Origin of the sequence: Acinetobacter sp. YH12046 (assembly GCF_013419905.1) — a bacterium.
GTDB lineage: Bacteria > Pseudomonadota > Gammaproteobacteria > Pseudomonadales > Moraxellaceae > Acinetobacter.
The window spans coordinates 22,237-41,361 of record NZ_VOZF01000012.1 but is presented as its reverse complement, the minus strand read 5'-3'; the positions used below and the strand labels follow the sequence as shown (position 1 = coordinate 41,361).

The 19,125-nt window shown below is 44.9% G+C and carries 22 protein-coding genes and 1 pseudogene; 8 read left to right on the top strand and 15 right to left on the bottom strand.

All coding sequences use genetic code 11. The annotated features are described in order from the left end of the window. Positions 1–5 precede the first annotated feature (5 nt). The 13 genes from rplN to FTU03_RS08790 all read right to left on the bottom strand — a co-directional run bounded on the left by rplN (position 6) and on the right by FTU03_RS08790 (position 6,510). Positions 6–374 (bottom strand): 50S ribosomal protein L14, encoded by a 369-nt coding sequence (gene rplN / locus FTU03_RS08850; protein ID WP_001982634.1) that lies wholly within the window; start codon positions 372–374, stop codon positions 6–8. A gap of 91 nt (positions 375–465) precedes the next feature. After that, entirely contained in the window at positions 466–723 is a 258-nt protein-coding gene (rpsQ, locus tag FTU03_RS08845) for a 30S ribosomal protein S17 (RefSeq protein ID WP_004786913.1), read from the bottom strand. Then, a complete protein-coding gene (gene rpmC / locus FTU03_RS08840) occupies positions 720–917 on the bottom strand; it encodes a 50S ribosomal protein L29 (RefSeq protein ID WP_004786915.1) in 198 nt (65 codons plus the stop codon). Before rpmC ends, rpsQ begins: the two co-directional genes overlap by 4 nt. After that, complete coding sequence (gene rplP / locus FTU03_RS08835; RefSeq protein WP_004786917.1) at positions 917–1,330, bottom strand: 50S ribosomal protein L16; 414 nt, start codon at positions 1,328–1,330, stop codon at positions 917–919. The genes rpmC and rplP overlap by 1 nt, the downstream gene beginning before the upstream one ends. Before the next feature lie 3 nt (positions 1,331–1,333). Further along, positions 1,334–2,086, bottom strand: coding sequence for a 30S ribosomal protein S3 (rpsC, locus tag FTU03_RS08830; protein ID WP_004786918.1), 753 nt, complete (start codon positions 2,084–2,086; stop codon positions 1,334–1,336). Position 2,087: 1 nt separating this feature from the next. Further along, complete coding sequence (gene rplV, locus FTU03_RS08825; RefSeq protein ID WP_001982638.1) at positions 2,088–2,417, bottom strand: 50S ribosomal protein L22; 330 nt, start codon at positions 2,415–2,417, stop codon at positions 2,088–2,090. An 11-nt stretch (positions 2,418–2,428) separates the two neighbouring features. Continuing rightward, the gene (gene rpsS, locus FTU03_RS08820) at positions 2,429–2,704 is read right to left on the bottom strand and encodes a 30S ribosomal protein S19 (protein ID WP_004673001.1); all 276 of its coding nucleotides are present in this window, start codon (positions 2,702–2,704) and stop codon (positions 2,429–2,431) included. Positions 2,705–2,723: 19 nt separating this feature from the next. After that, positions 2,724–3,548, bottom strand: coding sequence for a 50S ribosomal protein L2 (rplB, locus tag FTU03_RS08815; protein WP_005233738.1), 825 nt, complete (start codon positions 3,546–3,548; stop codon positions 2,724–2,726). Positions 3,549–3,559: 11 nt separating this feature from the next. Next, positions 3,560–3,880 carry a 50S ribosomal protein L23 gene (gene rplW / locus FTU03_RS08810; RefSeq protein WP_004786923.1) on the bottom strand — a complete coding sequence of 107 codons (321 nt, stop codon included), beginning with the start codon at positions 3,878–3,880 and terminating at the stop codon, positions 3,560–3,562. Next, positions 3,877–4,479: a 50S ribosomal protein L4 gene (gene rplD, locus FTU03_RS08805; protein WP_004786925.1), complete on the bottom strand. Its 603-nt coding sequence runs from the start codon at positions 4,477–4,479 to the stop codon at positions 3,877–3,879. Before rplD ends, rplW begins: the two co-directional genes overlap by 4 nt. Before the next feature lie 11 nt (positions 4,480–4,490). Further along, the gene (gene rplC / locus FTU03_RS08800) at positions 4,491–5,129 is read right to left on the bottom strand and encodes a 50S ribosomal protein L3 (RefSeq protein ID WP_005233737.1); all 639 of its coding nucleotides are present in this window, start codon (positions 5,127–5,129) and stop codon (positions 4,491–4,493) included. A 60-nt stretch (positions 5,130–5,189) separates the two neighbouring features. After that, a complete protein-coding gene (rpsJ, locus tag FTU03_RS08795; protein WP_000070912.1) occupies positions 5,190–5,501 on the bottom strand; it encodes a 30S ribosomal protein S10 in 312 nt (103 codons plus the stop codon). Between the two features lie 274 nt (positions 5,502–5,775). Beyond that, positions 5,776–6,510: a type 1 glutamine amidotransferase gene (locus tag FTU03_RS08790; protein ID WP_179992772.1), complete on the bottom strand. Its 735-nt coding sequence runs from the start codon at positions 6,508–6,510 to the stop codon at positions 5,776–5,778. Between the two features lie 162 nt (positions 6,511–6,672). On the opposite strand from FTU03_RS08790, the gene FTU03_RS08785 reads away from it, so the two are divergent. The 7 genes and pseudogenes from FTU03_RS08785 (at position 6,673) to FTU03_RS08755 (ending at position 13,926) form a co-directional block, all read left to right on the top strand. Further along, positions 6,673–7,875 carry a PLP-dependent transferase gene (locus tag FTU03_RS08785; protein WP_179992771.1) on the top strand — a complete coding sequence of 401 codons (1,203 nt, stop codon included), beginning with the start codon at positions 6,673–6,675 and terminating at the stop codon, positions 7,873–7,875. A gap of 18 nt (positions 7,876–7,893) precedes the next feature. Then, a pseudogene (locus tag FTU03_RS08780) lies at positions 7,894–9,445 on the top strand (helicase HerA-like domain-containing protein). A 152-nt stretch (positions 9,446–9,597) separates the two neighbouring features. After that, entirely contained in the window at positions 9,598–10,806 is a 1,209-nt protein-coding gene (gene hmpA / locus FTU03_RS08775; protein WP_004786935.1) for an NO-inducible flavohemoprotein, read from the top strand. An 89-nt stretch (positions 10,807–10,895) separates the two neighbouring features. Beyond that, positions 10,896–11,336 carry an Rrf2 family transcriptional regulator gene (locus FTU03_RS08770; protein ID WP_179992770.1) on the top strand — a complete coding sequence of 147 codons (441 nt, stop codon included), beginning with the start codon at positions 10,896–10,898 and terminating at the stop codon, positions 11,334–11,336. A gap of 93 nt (positions 11,337–11,429) precedes the next feature. After that, positions 11,430–12,347 (top strand): ribosome biogenesis GTP-binding protein YihA/YsxC, encoded by a 918-nt coding sequence (gene yihA, locus FTU03_RS08765; protein ID WP_125278969.1) that lies wholly within the window; start codon positions 11,430–11,432, stop codon positions 12,345–12,347. A 102-nt stretch (positions 12,348–12,449) separates the two neighbouring features. Then, a complete protein-coding gene (locus tag FTU03_RS08760) occupies positions 12,450–13,394 on the top strand; it encodes a metal-dependent hydrolase (RefSeq protein WP_166135540.1) in 945 nt (314 codons plus the stop codon). Positions 13,395–13,491: 97 nt separating this feature from the next. After that, positions 13,492–13,926 carry a VOC family protein gene (locus FTU03_RS08755; RefSeq protein ID WP_179992769.1) on the top strand — a complete coding sequence of 145 codons (435 nt, stop codon included), beginning with the start codon at positions 13,492–13,494 and terminating at the stop codon, positions 13,924–13,926. Here FTU03_RS08755 and FTU03_RS08750 read toward each other — a convergent pair. Both FTU03_RS08750 and FTU03_RS08745 read right to left on the bottom strand, forming a co-directional pair. Further along, entirely contained in the window at positions 13,923–15,161 is a 1,239-nt protein-coding gene (locus tag FTU03_RS08750) for a dicarboxylate/amino acid:cation symporter (RefSeq protein WP_004786945.1), read from the bottom strand. The genes FTU03_RS08755 and FTU03_RS08750 overlap by 4 nt on opposite strands. Before the next feature lie 143 nt (positions 15,162–15,304). Beyond that, on the bottom strand, positions 15,305–16,177 hold the full coding sequence (locus FTU03_RS08745) for an acyl-CoA thioesterase II (RefSeq protein ID WP_004786947.1): 873 nt from the start codon (positions 16,175–16,177) through the stop codon (positions 15,305–15,307). Between the two features lie 282 nt (positions 16,178–16,459). On the opposite strand from FTU03_RS08745, the gene plsB reads away from it, so the two are divergent. Continuing rightward, positions 16,460–19,027: a glycerol-3-phosphate 1-O-acyltransferase PlsB gene (gene plsB, locus FTU03_RS08740; protein WP_179992768.1), complete on the top strand. Its 2,568-nt coding sequence runs from the start codon at positions 16,460–16,462 to the stop codon at positions 19,025–19,027. Positions 19,028–19,125 lie beyond the last annotated feature (98 nt).

The following is a 19,125-nucleotide window of genomic DNA, read 5'->3' as shown; positions in this document are numbered from 1 at the left end:
GCCTCTTATAGAACTTCAGGAGCCAATGAAATAATTTTCATGAACTGTTCAGTACGAAGTTCACGAGTCACTGGTCCGAAAATACGAGTTGCAATCGGCGCTTTGTTGTTGTTCAAAATAACAGCAGCGTTATCGTCGAAACGAATCACTGAACCGTCTGGACGACGGATACCGAATTTTGTACGTACAACTACTGCATTCATCACGTCACCTTTTTTAACACGTGCGCGTGGAATTGCTTCTTTTACAGTAACTTTAATAATGTCGCCAACAGAAGCATAACGACGATGTGAACCACCAAGTACTTTAATACATTGTACGCGGCGAGCACCACTGTTGTCTGCTACGTCGAGCATAGTTTCGGTCTGAATCATTGCCCTACTCCAAAACCGAGCATCACCGGTCACAATTTCGAAAGGCTCAAAGAGTACTCGAAATTGACCGATGATGCAACAAGAACGTTAATTACTCAGCAGCTGCTTCAACAACTTCAACTAAAGTCCATGACTTAGTTTTAGACATTGGGCGGCTTTCTTTAATGGTTACAACGTCGCCAACTTTAGCTGTGTTGTTCTCATCATGAGCATGTAATTTTGTTGAACGGCGGATTGATTTGCCATACAACGGGTGTTGAACACGGCGTTCGATAAGAACAACGATAGATTTTTCCATCTTGTCGCTTACTACTTTGCCTGTTAACGTGCGGACTGTATTTTCACTCATTGTCCGTTCCCCTGTTTTTCGGTAAGGAGGGTCTTGATACGAGCAATAGTCTTGCGAGTCAATTGCACTTCGTGCGATTTACCCAATTGACCAGTTGCTTTCGCCATACGAAGACGGAATTGGTTTAGCTGTTGCTCATCAAGCAAAGCTGTCAACTCTTCTACCGACTTTTCACGTAGATCTTTAGTTTTCATTACATTACCGTCCGAGTCACGATAGTGGTTTTAAACGGAAGTTTAGCAGCAGCAAGCGTGAACGCTTCGCGAGCTAGGTCTTCGTTAACACCATCAATTTCGTACAAGACTTTACCTGGTTTGATTTGGCAAACCCAGTATTCCACAGAACCTTTACCTTTACCCATACGCACTTCAAGTGGTTTAGAAGTAATTGGCTTGTCCGGGAATACACGGATAAAGATTTTACCACCACGTTTAATACGACGGCTAATTGTACGACGCGCTGCTTCAATTTGACGTGCAGTCATTTGACCACGTTCGATTGATTTAAGTGCGATAGTACCAAAAGATACTGAGCTACCGCGGTGAGCTAGACCAGTGTTACGGCCTTTTTGCACCTTACGGAATTTAGTACGTTTAGGTTGCAACATGGATTATTCTCCTTTTTCAGCAGAACGATCATTGCGACGACCACGACGCTCTTGACCTTCACCACGACCGCGACCGCGTTTAGCTGGACGTTCTTCAGCTGGAGCTGGGTTCATGACTTGTTTCATGCCACCCAAGATCTCGCCACGGAAGATCCAAACTTTAACACCAATCGTACCGTAAGTAGTCTCAGCACGCATAGTCGCGTAGTCGATATCTGCACGAAGAGTATGTAGAGGTACACGACCTTCACGATACCATTCAGTACGAGCAATCTCAGCACCACCTAAACGGCCTGAAACTTCTACTTTGATACCTTTCGCACCAGCACGCATAGTGTTTTGAACCGCACGCTTCATAGCACGACGGAACATTACACGTTTTTCCAATTGAGAAGCGATAGCTTCAGCAACTAGACGCGCGTCTAAGTCTGGACGATCAATTTCGTTGATACTTACTTGCGCAGGAACACCCATAATAGATGTTAATTCGCGTTGTAATTTCTCAATGTCTTCGCCTTTTTTACCGATTACGATACCAGGACGAGCAGTGCTAATAGTTACTTTAGCAGCGCCTGTTGGACGTTCGATAAGAATATTGCTGATCATTGCATTCTTAAGTTTTTTAGTTAAAAACTCACGAACTTGCAAATCTTTAAGCAAGTATTCAGCGTATTGTTTCGGACTCGCATACCAGTTAGCGTTATGACGTTTCACAACACCTAGGCGGATACCGATTGGATGAACCTTCTGACCCATATCAAACCCCTACCTTAACGGTGATGTGACAAGTACGCTTAGTAATACGATCTGCACGGCCTTTAGCACGTGGCATAATACGTTTCAGGCTCATGCCTTCATCAACGTAGATCGTAGAAACTTTAAGGTCGTCTACATCTAAACTGTTATTATGTTCAGCGTTTGCAATTGCAGATTCCAACGCTTTCTTAACCAATACTGCAGCTTTTTTGTTGCTGAAGTTTAAGATGTTAAGAGCGTGCGCAACAGATTTGCCGCGGATAAGATCTGCAACCAAACGAGCTTTTTGTGCCGAGATAGCGGCACCGCGTAATTTAGCAGTTACTTCCATCATAGCACCTATTAACGTTTAGATTTCTTGTCAACACCGTGACCACGGTAGGTACGAGTCGGTGCAAATTCACCAAGCTTGTGTCCAACCATATGTTCAGAGATGATCACTGGAACATGGTTACGGCCATTGTGTACAGAAATTGTTAAACCAACAAAATCCGGGAGGATCATCGAACGACGCGACCAAGTTTTGATCGGCTTACGGTTATTAGCCGCGATAGCCGCTTCAACCTTAGCGAACAAGTGCGCATCGACGAATGGGCCTTTTTTCAGAGAACGAGGCATTGTCAGATTCCTTTACTTGTTACTTAACGCGACGGTCGCGAATAATCATCTTAGTCGTACGCTTGTTGGTACGTGTTTTGTACCCTTTAGCTTTTTGACCCCATGGGCTTACAGGTTGAATACCTTTGTTACGCCCTTCACCACCACCGTGTGGGTGATCAACTGGGTTCATCGCCATACCACGAACGGTAGGACGAACACCACGCCAGCGTGATGCACCAGCTTTACCTAGTGAGCGAAGGTTGCTTTCTGAGTTAGATACTTCACCTAACACAGCGCGGCATTCAACATGAATTTTACGCATCTCGCCTGAACGAAGACGAACGATAGCGTAGGAACCGTCACGACCCAACAACTGAACAGAAGTACCAGCTGAACGAGCTAACTGCGCGCCTTTACCGATTTTAAGTTCGATGTTGTGAAGAGTAGAACCGATAGGCATGTTGCGAAGTGGCAAGCAGTTACCTGGACGGATTGGAGCATCGTTACCAGATTGAACTGAATCACCAGCGCGTAAACCTTTAGGCGCGATGATGTAGCGACGTTCACCGTCAGCATACTTCAACAACGCAATGTGCGCAGTACGGTTTGGATCGTATTCAATACGCTCAACTACAGCTGGGATGCCGTCTTTGTTACGTTTGAAGTCGATTAAACGGTAGTGTTGTTTGTGACCGCCACCAACGTGACGAGTCGTAATGTGACCGTTGTTATTACGGCCGCCAGTACGTTTTTTAGCTTCAACTAGTGGAGCATAAGGCGCGCCTTTGTGAAGGTGATCATGAACCACTTTCTCTACAAAGCGACGTCCTGGAGACGTTGGCTTACATTTTTGAATAGGCATAGTTTTCGTCCTTATTCCGCTGCGCTTTCAGCGGCATCGCCCAAGTCAGCCATTTCAACATCTTGGCCAGCTTTCAGGGTGACGTATGCTTTTTTAACATCAGAACGACGTCCTAATGTTTTACCAAAGCGTTTAGTTTTACCTTTAGTGATCGTAGTGTTAACTTTAACAACTTCTACACCAAACAATTGTTCCACTGCTTTTTTGATTTCAAGCTTGTTTGCATCAAGTGCAACTTTGAATACTTGAACACCAGCAGTTTCACCTAAAACTTGTGCTTTTTCTGAGAAAACAGGTCCTTGCAGGACTTGATATAAACGTTCGTTGTTCATCCGAGTTCTACCTCAATTTTCTTAGCAGCAGCTACAGACATAACAACTTTATCGAACGCGATCAAGCTAACAGGATCGATTGCAGTCGCATCAACCACATCAACGTGTGGAAGGTTACGAGCAGCTAGATACAAGTTCTCATCAACAGCATCAGTAACGATCAATGCACGAGTAGCATTCAAGTCGTTAAGTTTTGCAAGCAATTCTTTAGTTTTTGGAGCTGCAACAGCAAACTCTTCAACTAGAACTAAGCGATCTTGACGAACAAGTTCAGCCAGGATGCATTGCATAGCACCGCGGTACATTTTACGGTTTACTTTTTGAGACCAGTCTTGTGGACGAGCAGCAAAAGTTTTACCACCGCCAACCCAGATTGGGCTACGAATAGAACCAGCACGAGCGCGGCCAGTACCTTTTTGACGGAATGGTTTTTTACCACCGCCAGAAACGTCTGCACGTGATTTCTGAGCTTTAGAACCTTGACGACCACCAGCTAAGTAAGCTGTAACAACTTGGTGTACAAGAGCTTCATTAAATTCACGACCGAACGCAACTTCTGATAATTCAACAGCAGAGCCGGAAACAGTATTTAAATTCACGTTATTTCCCCTCAGGCCTTGATCGTAGGACGAACAGTTACGTCGCCACCAGTAGCGCCAGGAATCGCACCTTTAACTACTAGAACTGAACGTTCTGCGTCGATAGATACAATTTCAAGACCCTGTACAGTTACGCGTTCAGCACCTAAATGGCCAGCCATTTTTTTGCCTTTGAACACGCGACCAGGAGTCTGGTTTTGACCTGTAGAACCTAGAACACGGTGAGAAACAGAGTTACCGTGAGTAGCGTCTTGAGTACGGAAGTTCCAACGCTTAACACCACCCTGGAAACCTTTACCTTTAGACTGACCAGTTACGTCAACAATTTGACCCACTGTGAACAGATCTACACCGATAGTAGCGCCAACTTCACGACCTTCAAGCTCAGCTTCTGAAACGCGGAATTCTTGAACCAGACGACCAGCAGCAACACCAGCTTTCGCGAAGTGACCTTTCTGAGCGTTAGTTACGCGAGATTCGCGACGTTCACCAGTAGTGATTTGAATCGCTTGATAACCATCAGTTTCAAGCGTTTTGATTTGAGTGATGCGGTTAGGATCAACCTCAATCACTGTAACAGGCACAGAAACACCAGCATCTGTAAAGATACGTGTCATACCGCACTTGCGACCGACTAAACCAATAGCCATGTGCATAAACCTCTAAAAAAGCGGCCTAATTAACTTAGAGCGTTAATTAACCCGAAAGCCTTAACCCAATGCGATCTGAACATCAACACCAGCTGCAAGATCTAACTTCATCAATGCATCTACAGTTTTGTCTGTAGGTTGAACGATGTCGATCAAACGTTTGTAAGTGCGGATCTCGTATTGGTCACGCGCATCTTTGTTAACGTGTGGTGATGTTAAAACGTTAAAACGTTCAATGCGTGTAGGCATTGGAATTGGACCACAAACTTGTGCGCCAGTACGTTTTGCTGTTTCTACGATTTCTTGAGCTGATTGATCAATAAGACGGTGATCAAAAGACTTAAGACGGATACGAATTCTCTGGTTAGACATACCAGTTAACTCCAAGCCAAATATATAAAGAATCACTCTTGACGCATCTCACCCCACTATTTTAAGGCAAGTGTCAAGAGCAGTGAAATATCACTAAGGTCGTGATCGATGCCACGACTGTAACGATAGTTAACTACTTTCTTCGCAGTTAACCCCCTTCCTCTCGAAGGGTCGCTTATTATAGCCATTGTTTATTGCATAAGCAAATCCCTTTTACGGTTTTTCTTGCTGTATTTCAATTTATTCGGGAAATCAATTGTTTATTTTTTACTCACTAGGCTGTTTTTTCCAAAACATACTGAATAGCTTGATTTAGTATTTGATTTCCTTGGATAAAATTATTTTTGGTTGTTCTTTTCAGTTGTTGGATGTCCTGTACATATTTTCCAGAAAATTGTGAAATTTCTTCTTCATTTTCCAAAAACAGCTTTAAAGTTTCCGGGGTGATTTCCGGATGAAACTGGAACCCCAAGACATTCTTGCCGAGTTGATACATCTGATTACGACAGGCTTCATTTTCTGCCAGATGAATTGCCCCTTTAGGTAGTTCAAAGGTTTCACTATGCCACTGCATAATTTCAAACTGTTCAGGTAAAATAAAACAATCCTCGGGTACATGCGCGACTTTGCGTACCGTGGTCCAGCCTAACTCCTGCTCCTGGTTACGGCTGACGGCCGCACCCAAGGCATTGGCAATCAGCTGCCCACCTAAACATAGGCCAATCGCCGGTTTGCCTTGAGAAAGATAACGGCGTAACCAGCGTTTTTCGATCTTGAGCCATGGATAATTTGCCTCATCATTGACACTCATGGTGCCTCCCATGATGATCAGCAAATCAACTTCTTCAACTGCTGGTAAAGCTTCTATATCGAGTGGACGATCGACGGGTAAAGCAAAGAATTCAGTCGCAGTAATTTGCGCCTGATGCTGCTTTAAAAAATCAATACAACTACCAAAACCCTCGCCAGCAATATGCTGAAAATAATGTACTTTTAACTGCGACTTCATGCGCCTAAACCTTTTGTTGTAGCTCTCTGATTTTAGGTTTTGCAAAAATGAAGCCAACTTTTTAGCAATGTCAATTTTTTCAACATTTCACAACATAACTGGCAGCAATAATGAGATTCTCTTAAGCTAAAGCAATATTTGATTACATTTAAGAGCATTCACGTGAAAAAAAATCCTCAAACAGCGCTGATTCATGCACCACGAAAGGCCCCGCAATATATTTCCAGTATTCAACCTCCCCTGTTTCGTGCATCCACCATCATCTTTAACAATACTGATGCCCTATTTAATCGCCACTGGACTGATGACTATGACTATAGCTATGGCACGCATGGTACACCGACGACATTTACCTTAGGCGATAGCATTGCCCAGATCGAAGGCGGTCAATATTGCTTGCTGGCACCGAGTGGTTTATCCGCGATTAATCTCGTGAATTCTTGTTTTTTAAGCCAAGGCGATGAAGTGTGGGTTGCAGATAATATCTATGGTCCAAACATGGAACATTTACGTAATCTGGAAACCCGCTATGGTATTCAGGTCAAAGTCTATAATGCGATAGACACGGATACTTTTCAGCCCTCGGAAAAAGCCAAACTGCTTTGGCTGGAAGCGGCGGGTTCCGTGACTTTAGAATTTCCCGATTTGAGTCGCTTGGTCAAGAAGGCTCAAGCCAACAATATCCTCACTGCGCTGGACAATACTTGGGGCGCAGGTCTCGCCTTTAATGCATTTGATTTTGGTGAGGATCATTTAAGTGTCGATATGACCGTGCATGCCCTGACTAAATATCCAAGTGGTGGCGGTGATATTCTGATGGGTTCAGTGGTTACCCGCGATAAAGAATTACATCATAAATTGTTCCGTGCCCATGCCATTCAGGGTATTTCAGTATCAGGTGATGATGTCGCTCAGGTACAACGTAGTCTGGCTTCAATGCAACTCCGATATGAACATCAATCACAAAGCTGCTTAACCTTATTAGACTGGCTCAAACAACAACCAGAATTTGTTCAGGTCTTACATCCGGCTGATACTGACAATGCTGGCCATGAAAACTGGAAAGAAATTTGCAAGCAAGGACATAGTGCCGGACTGGTCAGCGTGATTTTTGACAATAACTACAAGTTGCAAGATATTCGAAATTTCTGTGACAGCTTAAAACTGTTTAAGCTTGGATTTAGCTGGGGTGGCCCTGTGAGTCTGGTCATGCTATATAACTTAAAAGAAATACGTGTGCTTGAACATTCACATTTGAAAGAGGGTTTTCTGGTTCGTTTCTGTATTGGTCTAGAACATCCGAAAGATCTGATTGAAGATATTCAGCACGCACTACAAAACATGAAAAAACTTAAAAATGAGTAAATAACAACAGGAAAATCTATGGGTACACCAATTATTATTGCTAAAAAAACCAGTGATACCACGCAAAATATTGTGCTGCACTCACAGCTTGCCAACCGTCACGGGCTAATTGCCGGCGCGACCGGAACTGGCAAAACGGTAACTTTGAAAGTTTTGGCAGAAAGCTTTTCTCGCATTGGTGTACCCGTGTTCCTAGCCGATGCCAAGGGAGATGTTTCCAGCCTAGCCAAGCCGGGGGAAAGTAATCCTAAGTTCGATGAACGCATTAAAAGCCTGAATATTGACTCGATTCCTTTTGAAGCTTCGCCGGTCGTATTCTGGGATCTGTTTGGTGAACAAGGCCATCCGATCCGTACTACGATTTCTGAAATTGGACCACTTCTGCTTGCCCGTATCCTGAACCTGAATGACACGCAAGAAGGCGTTCTCTCGGCAGTCTTCCGAATTGCCGACGATCAGGGCTTGTTACTGATCGATTTTAAAGACCTGAAAGCCATGCTCAGCTATGTCAGCGAACATGCTGCAGACTTTAAAGCGGAATATGGCAATCTCTCCCCCGCCAGCCTCGGTGCGATTCAACGCAATTTATTGGCACTTGCAGATCAAGGCGGGGATAAATTCTTTGGCGAGCCAGCACTCGACCTGATGGATTTCCTGCAAACGGATAGCCAAGGCCGCGGCAATATCAATTTGCTGGCTGCTGACAAGCTGATGAACACACCGAAGTTGTACGCCACTTTCCTATTATGGATGCTGTCAGAGTTATTTGAACAGTTACCGGAAGTGGGTGATCTGGACAAACCGAAACTGATGTTCTTCTTTGATGAAGCGCATTTACTCTTTGACAATGCCAGCCCTGCCCTACAGGAAAAGATTGAACAGGTGGTACGCTTGATCCGCTCCAAAGGTGTCGGGATTTACTTTGTCACCCAGAATCCACTGGATTTACCAGAAAGCGTCCTCAGTCAACTCGGCAACCGGGTTCAGCATGCCTTACGCGCTTTTACTCCTAAAGATCAGAAGGCAGTCAAAACGGCGGCGGATACCTTCCGTGCCAATCCAGAATTTAAAGTACAGGAAGCGATTACTGAACTTGCTGTAGGTGAAGCGCTGATTAGCTGTCTGGATGAAAAAGGCATTCCGCAAATAGTAGAGCGTGGCTGGGTCATGCCGCCGCATTCATCCTTTACACCGATCTCGCTTGAAGAACGCAAGGCTCTCATGCAGCAAAGTATTGTCGCCGGTATTTATGAGCAGCCAGTCGATCGGGACAGCGCCCATGAAATTGCTGCAAAACAAGGTCGCAGAACGCCAGCAACAGGCTCAGGCCGCCGAACTTGCCAAACAGCAAAGCAAGGAACAGGAAGCTCTTGCCAAGCAGCAAATTAAAGAACAGGAACGTTTGGCACGTGAACAGCAAAAAGAAGCTGAGCGTGCAGCCAAGCAACGTGAAAAACTTACTCAGGATATTGTGGGTACCTTTGCCAAAAGTGCAGCACGTAGTCTTGGTGGTAGTACCGGACAGAAAATTGTGCGTGGTCTATTAGGTTCCCTCTTCGGGCGCAAATAACCTTCCTTTCTCCGATCGAAAACATCATTTTTATGGGATATTTTTATATCCCATAATTTTTTTATGGTTTTATGCTTTTACTATATTGTAAAAGCATTTTATAAGATGTATTCTAAATACATCTTATAAATAACAGCCATGAGAGATCAGCTATGACTCCACAGCAAATTGACCTTGTAAAAGCCACTGTTCCTGTACTTCGTGAAAATGGGGTTGCCCTGACCGGTTATTTCTATAACCGCATGCTAGGCAATAATCCTGATTTGAAAGAAACCTTTAACATGGGACATCAACGCAGTGGAGCTCAAGCACAAGCCTTGGCAGGTGCGGTTCTGGCTTATGCTGAAAATATCGAAGATCCATCTGTGCTGTTACCCGTGGTTGAGCTGATCGCACATAAACACGTGAGCTTAAACATTAAGGCACCGGATTACGGTATTGTTGGGGAAAACCTGTTGCATTCGATCAGTGAAGTATTGAACATTTCGATGGATGATCCATTGATTGATGCTTGGGCTGCAGCGTACGGTCAACTGGCGGATCTGTTCATTGCAACTGAAAAAGCGATTTACGACCAGCATGAACAGACTAAAGGCAGCTGGTTAGGCTGGCGCAACTTCAAGATTGCCAAGAAAGTCGTGGAAAGTGACGAAATCACTTCTTTCTACCTGGCTCCAGTCGACGGCGGTCCATTACCGAAATATGAAGCTGGCCAATATATCTCTGTACGTGTGTTTGTACCTGAGTTAAATCTGAGACAACCACGCCAATATACCCTGTCGACTTGCCCACAAGCAGACTACCTGCGTATCTCGGTGAAACGTGAAGACCAGAAAGGCGACATGGTTCCAGGTTGGGTATCGAATACTTTACATAGCCTGCCAGAAGGTTCAGAAATTGAAGTCTCTGCACCGACAGGTAACTTCTACCTGATTGATCCGAATAAACGTAATGTGTTCATCAGTGGCGGTGTAGGTCTAACTCCAATGGTAGCCATGCTGAACCAGCTGGTGACTCTGGATATGCCGCAGCCTGTGACTTTCATCCATGCCTGCCGTAGCAAACAGGTTCATGCGATGAAACAGCATATTCATGACTTGAAAGCCAAATATCCACGTTTAAGCACAATGACTGCTTATGAATTTCCGCACCCAAGCGATAAACTGGGTGAGGATTATGATGTTGCCGGTCGACTGGACTTAAGCACTGTAGATAGCGCATTATTACCAGCCAATGCAGACTACTATCTCTGTGGCCCAATGCCATTTATGGCTGAACAGCAAAAGGCACTTGTCGCTCGCGGAATTCCTGCTGAGAACATTCATAGCGAAGCCTTTGGCACAGGTGGTGTACGCCACTAACTGCTTCTTCAGCTTAAAATAAAAACAGAGGGTTAGTCTGGTATGCTAGACTAACCCTAATTTTTTTCATCAAAAACATCAGTATTATCATGCAACTGAATAAATTTACTGACTATGCGCTGCGCATACTGATGTATGTTGCGCAACCCCGTGATCTGCCTTATACAATTGCCGAGTTGGCGGAGCGCTTACAGATTTCACAGAACCATGCCATGAAAATCGTCTACTTTATGGCGAAACAGGACTGGCTCATTACCTCTCGCGGTAAAGGCGGTGGAATCCGTCTTAATCCGGCTGCCTTGAAAGTTCAGCTAGGACAGATTGTGCATATTCTGCAACGTGATAACCAGATTGTGGAATGTAATGATCCACCTTGTGTATTACGTACCAATTGCGGATTAAAAGGCATTCTGGATCAGGCTGTGGAGCAGTTCTATACCAGTCTGGATCAATATATTCTGGGTGATGTCGTTGAACCGACCAAGGAACATTTTAGTATCCAGTCGCCGATTAGTCTGATCAATCTCTAATACCCTTATTCTATTGGGCAATTCTAAAGTTCGCTTGCCCGCCCGACTTCCTTTATAATAGCTTCTTGTATAATTAGTCATTGAAGTTGAGCCATGCATCACAGCAGAGGAAAGTCGAAAAACAGTAAGGCATCAAATGCCCCAAAGCAAAAGATCAGCTATGAAAAAAAGGTCGATCCAGCCATTACTGAATATTCGGTACAAGCCCTCAACTGGTTACGCAAAGCTGAGTTCCTGATGAGTGCACCCAAGCTCAGCTTGTGTGTAGAAGATACCGGTTATGAGGTGGCTTTTGCTGGCCGTTCCAATGCGGGTAAATCGAGTGCCATCAATGCCCTGACCAATCAGAAACAGTTGGCCCGTGCGTCCAAAAAACCAGGCCGTACCCAGATGATCAACTTCTTTAGCCTTGGCAATCCGGATCAGCGTCTGGTCGATTTACCGGGTTATGGCTATGCAGCGGTCCCAGAAGCCATGAAAATTGTCTGGCAGAAAGAACTGGAAAACTATCTGATTCACCGCAAGAGCCTGCAAGGTCTGGTGTTGCTGATGGATATCCGTCATCCGCTACAACACTTTGATGTGATGATGCTGGAATGGGCGTATTCACGTAAATTATTCGTACATGTGCTGCTGACCAAAGCCGACAAGCTGAACCGTGGCCCTGCTTCGAAAGCGCTACAAGAAGTGAAAGCCAAACTGAAAAAGATGAAGCTGGATTTCTCGATTCAACTGTTTTCTTCTCTAAACAAGCAAGGTCTGGAAGAACTGGCCAGTGTGATGGGCGGGCGTTTGAACTTCACTTTGAATCAAGCACCTGAATTTGATCTGGACAGCATTCCTGAAGCTTCAATGCATGATTTAAACGAAGCTGATGAACCAATTGAATTATTAGAAGATGAAGATGAGACCAACAGCGCTCATGAAGTCAGTGCCAGTGAACTGAATGATCTGGACGCGCCTGTGGAAGTCGATCCAACAAAGATTGTCGAACAGGATCCACAAAAATAAGCCGAATGTGTTTCATCGGATAAAAGAATGTCCCGTATTGCCTGCTGCAATTCGGGATATTTTTTTCATACTGTCTTGATCAAGCAGTGATGGATTCACACCATGTCTTTACTTTCGCGCTTCAAAACAACAAGAATTGGCTCTTCCATTTCCTATTTTATCCAGCCTCGCAAAGTCAGCTTTGAATGGCAAGACACTCCAGTCGACTGGATTCCTGATCAGCCCTTTGCCAGTTACTTCGTCAATGAAATTAACAATATTCTGCCCGCGGGTGAACTCTGGTTCTGCCGTTTATATAACAAAGTCCTCCCCCAGATCACTGACGAAAAATTAAAGCATGATGTGCAGGCATTTATCCGTCAGGAAGCCATGCATGCCCAAGCGCATAATTCGGCCAATAAAGAATATTTATCTGAACGTCAGATTGATATCCAGCGCAATCTGCACATCATGCATTTCCTATTTAACAAGCTCCTAGCCGATCATCCATTCGGTCTCAAAATTCCTAAAATCTTAGAACACCAATGGGATCTGTTCCGTCTCGGTATCATTGCGACGATAGAACACATGACCTGTGTCCTGGGTAAATACGCACTCTACAATACTGAATGGGAACGTCTGGGTGCTGATCCGAATATGCTGGATCTGGTGAAATGGCATGGTGCTGAAGAAATTGAACATCGTAGTGTGGCTTTTGATTTATATCGTCACCTGGGCGGCGGCTATATTGCCCGTTATTATCTAAGTGTGGTGGTCATTATTGGTGTAATTGGCCTTTGGGTGGATGGTGCTGCACATCTGTTATCGCAGGATTCACGTTTCAAGCAGTATAAGCCAGCCGTATATAAACCCTGGATCTGGAAAGAATGGTTGCGTATTTCCCAGTCAGATAACCGCCTTCTGCCTAACCCGCTGTGGTTAGTATCCCAACAGCTCGGTTATTTAATGCCTTGGTATGATCCGGTGCATGAAGGCAGTACCGATGATGCGCTGCATTATCTCAACCATTCACAGGCAGCCAAACGCGCTACTCTCAAAGTCGCTTAAGCTTGCCTGTTATTACAATTTCTAACAGCAGGGATCGCTTCCCTGCTTTTTATTTGTCCTAAGATAGAAATATAACAATCATAATCAGGAGGGACTTATGCAAGCACGGATTTCTGTGATTACCCTCGGTGTGCTCGATCTGGAAGCTTCACTACGCTTTTACCGTGATGGACTGGGTTTTCCCAGTGAAGGAATTATGGGTGAAGAGTTTGAATATGGCGCGGTGGCTTTTATTCAATTACAACCTGGTCTTAAGCTTGCCTTATGGCCACAGCGTAGTATCCAGCAAGATACCGGTCTGGAGCCAAGCCCAATCTGTCCGACGCAAATGACTCTGGGGCATAATGTCTATAGTCCCTTAGAAGTCGACCAGGCAATGGCACAGGCTGAACGTGCCGGCGCTAAAATTATTAAACCTGCACACACGACTTTTTATGGCGGATATGCAGGTTATTTTCAGGATCCCAATGGTCATCTCTGGGAAATTGTCTGGAATCCGGACTTAGATAAAGCTGAATTAGACAAAGATTAAACCGGCACTTCAGGCTCGCGGGTATGTCGATCTACCACCACACTAATCATCATATCGCCCTGCACGTTTACTACTGTACGTACGGTATCCAGCAGACGGTCAATCGGAAGTAGAATCGCAATCGCTTCAGCAGGTAAACCCACTGATTGCAGTACCATGATCATGGTGACCATGCCGGCGCTTGGAATGCCCGGTGCACCTAGGGACGCAATCATTGCCGTGGCACAAACCACCAGCTGCTGACCTAAGGTTAAATCCAGTCCCATCAAATTGGCAATAAACAAAGCTGCTGCAGCTTCATAAAGTGCCGTTCCATCCATATTCAGCTGCGTGCCAAGAGGAATCACAAAACCAGCTGTTTGCGGACGTACGCCCAGATTTTCCTGCGCGCATTTTAAAGAAATCGGCATGGTTGCCGAACTGGAGCTGGTGGCAAAGGCAGTAATTAATGCACTACGGGTGCCTTTAAAAAAGGTCAGCGGATTCATTTTTCCGAAGATCCATAGCAATAACGGCAACACCACTATTCCGTGGAAAATTGTAGTGCCTGTCACCACTGCCGCAAACTCGGCCAGACGGCTCAGCACTGAAATATCTTCAGTGGCAATTAACTTGGCGAGTAATGCAAAAATCCCAATCGGTGCCAGTTTCATGATCCAGCCAATCATCAACATCATGATGTCAAAAAACTGGTGACTCAGCTTACGCACAGTACGGAAGCTGTCTCCACCTGCGACCAGCGCCACACCGATAAACAGAGCAAAAATCACAACGGCCAAAACATTGCCATCAGCAAAGGCTTTAAAGGGATTGATCAGGGTATTCTGAATAAAATTGGTAAAGAAAGACGACGGCGTTAAAGTATCAGGAGTCTGATGCTGAGCCATAGCATCCTGAAACATCACCACATCCACACCTCTCCCCACATTAAACAGATGCGCACAGGTTAGCCCTAAAATCAGTGCCAATGAGGTGGTGGTCACACAGCACAGCAAAGTAATTTTCCAGGTTCGACTCAGCTGCCCCCCCGCCTGCAGATTAGAGACCCCAACCACAATTGAGGTAAAAATCAGGGGAATCAAAATCATTTTCAGCAGGCCAATAAAAAGGCTGCTGGCAATTCCAATCCCGTACAGGCCGACATCAAAAAATGTGCTTTGCGGAAATAAAGTCAGTAAAAATCCAAACAGTACCCCCAATACGGCGGCAATTAAAATCTGCGTATTTAAGCTCATTTCACATGCATTTTTAATATTGATCTTAAGGGCACTATGCCATGCAAGTGCTGGAGAATCGAGTAATTTTTTATAAAGAGCCGTGCTTAAAAATGTATAAAGCCGGATCTGGGATCCGGCTTTATTTAAATTAAAAGTATGCTTTACTGGGTTTCAATTTCACGTAAACGGATCAGGCCTTCTTGTGTGGTACTGCAGACCAGCTCACCATTTTGCCACATGCGGCCAAAGTTCAGACCACGTGAACTGGCACTTTGAGTAGCATCCATGTCGTATAACATCCATTCATCTACCCGGAATGGTTTATGGAAATACATGGCATGATCAATACTGGCACATTGCAAGCTTGGAGACAGATAACTTAAACCATGCGGACGCAGCGCTGTGGTCATTAGGGTAAAGTCCGAATAGAAAGCAGCAATCGCCTGATGCAGGGAAATCTCATCCACTTCTGCAGCAATCTTTCCATGAGTACGAATATAGTGCGCATAATTTGGCGCTTCCGGTTGCGGCTGGAATGGATTCACTGGCATTACAGGGCGAATTTCGACATGACGGTCACGCATGAAAGAAGCACGCACATTTTCCGGAATAAATTCAATAATCTGCCGGGTGAGCTCTGCTTCATTTTTCAGGCTTTCTGCTGGTGGATACTCAGGTTCTGAAATCTGATAGTTCAGACCTTCTTCCTGATGCGCAAAGGAAACCATACACATGAAGATAGTACGGCCATGCTGAATGGCACGAACCTGACGGCTGACAAAGCTTTTTCCATCACGGATACGATCCACTTCATAAATGATCGGTGCATTGACATCGCCACCAAACAGGAAATAGGCATGCAATGAATGTGCAGGACGATCTGTGGTATAAGACGCAGCACGCAGGGCCTGTCCCAGAACCTGCCCACCAAATACGCGCTTGCCTACCAGATTACGGCTAATTCCCCGGAAAATATTTTCTTCTAACTTTTCTAAACTGAGCAGCTCGACCAGTTCCTGTGTTAAGGCATTCATAAGCAACCTGTGTGATATTGGCAAGATCCAGAAGTGTAGAAATAAATCTATACAATTTATTCTGAATATTCTGCCATAAAATCCAAGCAATCTTCTAAAGATTGATTGACTGTTCTGTCAATTGCTCTTGCAACTTACTAGGAAAAACATCTGCTTTCGCGCTAAAATTGAACCACTTCGATTGAATTTGTCAGAAAATGACATATTGTTTGTTTTTATAATCAATCAAAATAAATTCCCTCAGAAATTCTGTAGTTTTGGTCAGTAAAATTAGGAGTAACTATGTCCAAGAGTGGCTTTGGTCAAATGTATCGCAAGCTTTCAAGTAAGCTACTTGATCTTGTGGTCACCCCGCATGTTCTTGGGGAAGTACCAAGTGAAGTGACAGCTCCTACTGCTGACCAGACTCCGGCAGCGCAGCAGAAAATCGTCTGCTATATTTTGCAGAATCATTCACGCAGTAATGCATTGGTAGTCGATGCGGAAACTCGCCGTTTAAACATGCCGCCTGCGCTCGACCCTCTACAGATTGGTGACAGCAAGGAAAAGGCTTCGGTTCTGTTCCTGCAGCATCATGATGAGAATAATCTGCTTAGCTCACCACCACATGCTTTTCCTCCACGCCTGTTACGCCTGATTGAAGTCCTAGAAAAAAATCCCGAACTGGATGTGGAACTGGTACCGGTGACTGTACTTTGGGGTCGTGATCCTGAAAAAGAAGATTCTTGGTTCAAGCTTTTATTTACCGATACCTGGTCTACGCCAAGCCGGGTCAAACAGCTGGTCAATATCGGTCTGCATGGTCGCCAGTCTTATCTGGAGTTTCATGAGCCACAATCTTTGCGCACCCTCATGGAATTTGCCAAAGAAACTTATCCAAATTCAGCGCCAGCGACCTATATTGTCAGCCGTCTGAATGACTATTTGGATGCACAGCGTGAAGTGATCCTCGGCCCTGACCTGTCAGACCGCCGTAATGTGATGCATGGCCTGATTAAATCTCCGGATGTACAGGCGGCTATTCGTAATGAAAGCATCCGCAGCAAAATCAGTATGCTGGAAGCAGAACGTCGTGCGATTGGCTATCTGAATGAAATTGTATCGGACTACTCTCACTCTACCGTACGTTTCGCCGATAAAGCCCTGACCCGTTTATGGACCCAGCTCTATGACGGCGTGGAAGTACATAATTTCAGTACCGTGCGTGAACTGGCCAAAGATTATGAAATTGTCTATACGCCATGTCACCGCAGTCATATCGACTATTTATTATTGTCTTATGTGATTTATCGTCGTGGTCTGATGGTGCCTTATATTGCGGCAGGCGATAACCTGAACATGCCATTTGTGGGTCAGATCTTACGGGGTGGTGGTGCTTTCTTTATCCGTCGTACCTTCCGCGGTAATGCACTCTATACCACCGTATTTAAAGAATATCTGTATAGCGTGTTGTCACGTAATACTCCACTGGAATACTTTATCGAAGGTGGCCGTTCACGTACTGGTCGTCTGCTGCCACCAAAAACCGGCATGCTGGCGATGACCGTACATGGTCATTTACGTGGCAAAGCTAAGCCAATTGTCTTTGTTCCGACTTATATCGGCTATGAACGCCTGATGGAAGGTGGTACTTATGTCGGTGAGATGAATGGCAAGCCGAAAGAAGCAGAATCTATTTTTGGCATCCTGAAAACCTTGCGCAAAATTGAACGTATTTTTGGCAAGGTCCATCTGAACTTCGGTGAACCGGTATTTCTGGATGACATCCTGAAACAGCATGGTGCAGAACATATCAAAATTGAAAAGAATGATGATCCGATTCCGCAGCCAGTATCCGACGCAGTCAACAGTTCTGCCCAAGCCATTCTGGAAAATATCAACCGTGCAGTCGTGGTGAATCCGGTTTCACTGCTGTCACTTATTTTATTGGCAACACCGAAACATACGCTGGACGAAGAAATCTGTATCAAGCAGCTGGATACCTACCGTAATCTGCTGGTGGCTTTACCTTATGATGAGCGTATGCAAATTACCTCACTTTCAGGTAAAGAGATTATTGCCTATGCAATGAAGCTCAAGCTGATTAAACGGGTGAAACACGTTCTGGGCGATATCATTGCCATTGAAGATAATCAGGCCGTATTGCTGACTTATTTCCGTAATAACATCGTGCATAGCTTTGTATTGCCGTCCCTGATTGCGGCACTGGTAGAACACAATGGCATGATTCGCCGTGAAGATGCGATCAACGCTAGCAGTACACTCTATCCATTCCTGAAAGCTGAGCTATTCCTGAAATGGAAAGAAGACGAAATTCAGCAACATGTTGATGCTTATATCGATGCTTTACTTGCAACCAATCTGATCAGTGCAGATGGTGAAAACCTGGTAGCGCCAGCACCGAATACTGAAGCGCATCACCAGCTTGAAGTTCTGGCTGCTCCAGTGACCCAAAGTCTGGAACGCTATTACATGACACTGGCTTTGATCACCCAGCGTGGCCCAGGCAATATTTCAACCCGTCAGGTGGAAGAGCTGAGTCATCTGGTGGGGCAACGTCTTTCTGTACTGTATGAATTCAACTCGCCAGAATTCTTTGACAAGGCCTTGTTCCAAAGCTTTATCAAAGTTCTGACGCAAAAAGGCTATATTTGTACCAACGAAGACAATGCCATTGTCTATGATGAGCAGCTGACCAATGTTGCGCAGTATGCAGATCTGGTACTGGATGAAGTGAAGCTGCAAATGCTGCATCACATCACCTCCTTTACCGATGAAGAGTTGAAAGAAGCACTAGATGCGGTTGCGGCTGAACAAGCCAAGAAACGTGCGAAACGCAAGAAAAAGTAAAGTTTACTTAAAGAAAAAGAGAGGTTTTGGCCTCTCTTTTTTTGCTTGAGAATTAATAAAAATGATAAATATTCCCTCTCCTTTTAGGAGATGAGCAG

Excerpts from the sequence above, each read along its gene's own strand:
- plsB (WP_179992768.1), top strand. The coding sequence starts at position 16,460 with ATGTCCAAGAGTGGCTTTGGTCAAATGTATCGCAAGCTTTCAAGTAAG.
- yihA (WP_125278969.1), top strand. The coding sequence starts at position 11,430 with ATGCATCACAGCAGAGGAAAGTCGAAAAACAGTAAGGCATCAAATGCC.
- FTU03_RS08745 (WP_004786947.1), bottom strand. The coding sequence starts at position 16,177 with ATGAATGCCTTAACACAGGAACTGGTCGAGCTGCTCAGTTTAGAAAAG.
- FTU03_RS08750 (WP_004786945.1), bottom strand. The coding sequence starts at position 15,161 with ATGAGCTTAAATACGCAGATTTTAATTGCCGCCGTATTGGGGGTACTG.
- rplV (WP_001982638.1), bottom strand. The coding sequence starts at position 2,417 with ATGGAAGTAACTGCTAAATTACGCGGTGCCGCTATCTCGGCACAAAAA.
- rpmC (WP_004786915.1), bottom strand. The coding sequence starts at position 917 with ATGAAAACTAAAGATCTACGTGAAAAGTCGGTAGAAGAGTTGACAGCT.
- rplC (WP_005233737.1), bottom strand. The coding sequence starts at position 5,129 with ATGGCTATTGGTTTAGTCGGTCGCAAGTGCGGTATGACACGTATCTTT.
- FTU03_RS08790 (WP_179992772.1), bottom strand. The coding sequence starts at position 6,510 with ATGAAGTCGCAGTTAAAAGTACATTATTTTCAGCATATTGCTGGCGAG.
- rplW (WP_004786923.1), bottom strand. The coding sequence starts at position 3,880 with ATGAACAACGAACGTTTATATCAAGTCCTGCAAGGACCTGTTTTCTCA.
- rpsJ (WP_000070912.1), bottom strand. The coding sequence starts at position 5,501 with ATGTCTAACCAGAGAATTCGTATCCGTCTTAAGTCTTTTGATCACCGT.
- rplN (WP_001982634.1), bottom strand. The coding sequence starts at position 374 with ATGATTCAGACCGAAACTATGCTCGACGTAGCAGACAACAGTGGTGCT.
- FTU03_RS08770 (WP_179992770.1), top strand. The coding sequence starts at position 10,896 with ATGCAACTGAATAAATTTACTGACTATGCGCTGCGCATACTGATGTAT.
- FTU03_RS08755 (WP_179992769.1), top strand. The coding sequence starts at position 13,492 with ATGCAAGCACGGATTTCTGTGATTACCCTCGGTGTGCTCGATCTGGAA.
- rpsC (WP_004786918.1), bottom strand. The coding sequence starts at position 2,086 with ATGGGTCAGAAGGTTCATCCAATCGGTATCCGCCTAGGTGTTGTGAAA.
- FTU03_RS08760 (WP_166135540.1), top strand. The coding sequence starts at position 12,450 with ATGTCTTTACTTTCGCGCTTCAAAACAACAAGAATTGGCTCTTCCATT.
- rplP (WP_004786917.1), bottom strand. The coding sequence starts at position 1,330 with ATGTTGCAACCTAAACGTACTAAATTCCGTAAGGTGCAAAAAGGCCGT.
- hmpA (WP_004786935.1), top strand. The coding sequence starts at position 9,598 with ATGACTCCACAGCAAATTGACCTTGTAAAAGCCACTGTTCCTGTACTT.
- rpsQ (WP_004786913.1), bottom strand. The coding sequence starts at position 723 with ATGAGTGAAAATACAGTCCGCACGTTAACAGGCAAAGTAGTAAGCGAC.
- rpsS (WP_004673001.1), bottom strand. The coding sequence starts at position 2,704 with ATGCCTCGTTCTCTGAAAAAAGGCCCATTCGTCGATGCGCACTTGTTC.
- rplB (WP_005233738.1), bottom strand. The coding sequence starts at position 3,548 with ATGCCTATTCAAAAATGTAAGCCAACGTCTCCAGGACGTCGCTTTGTA.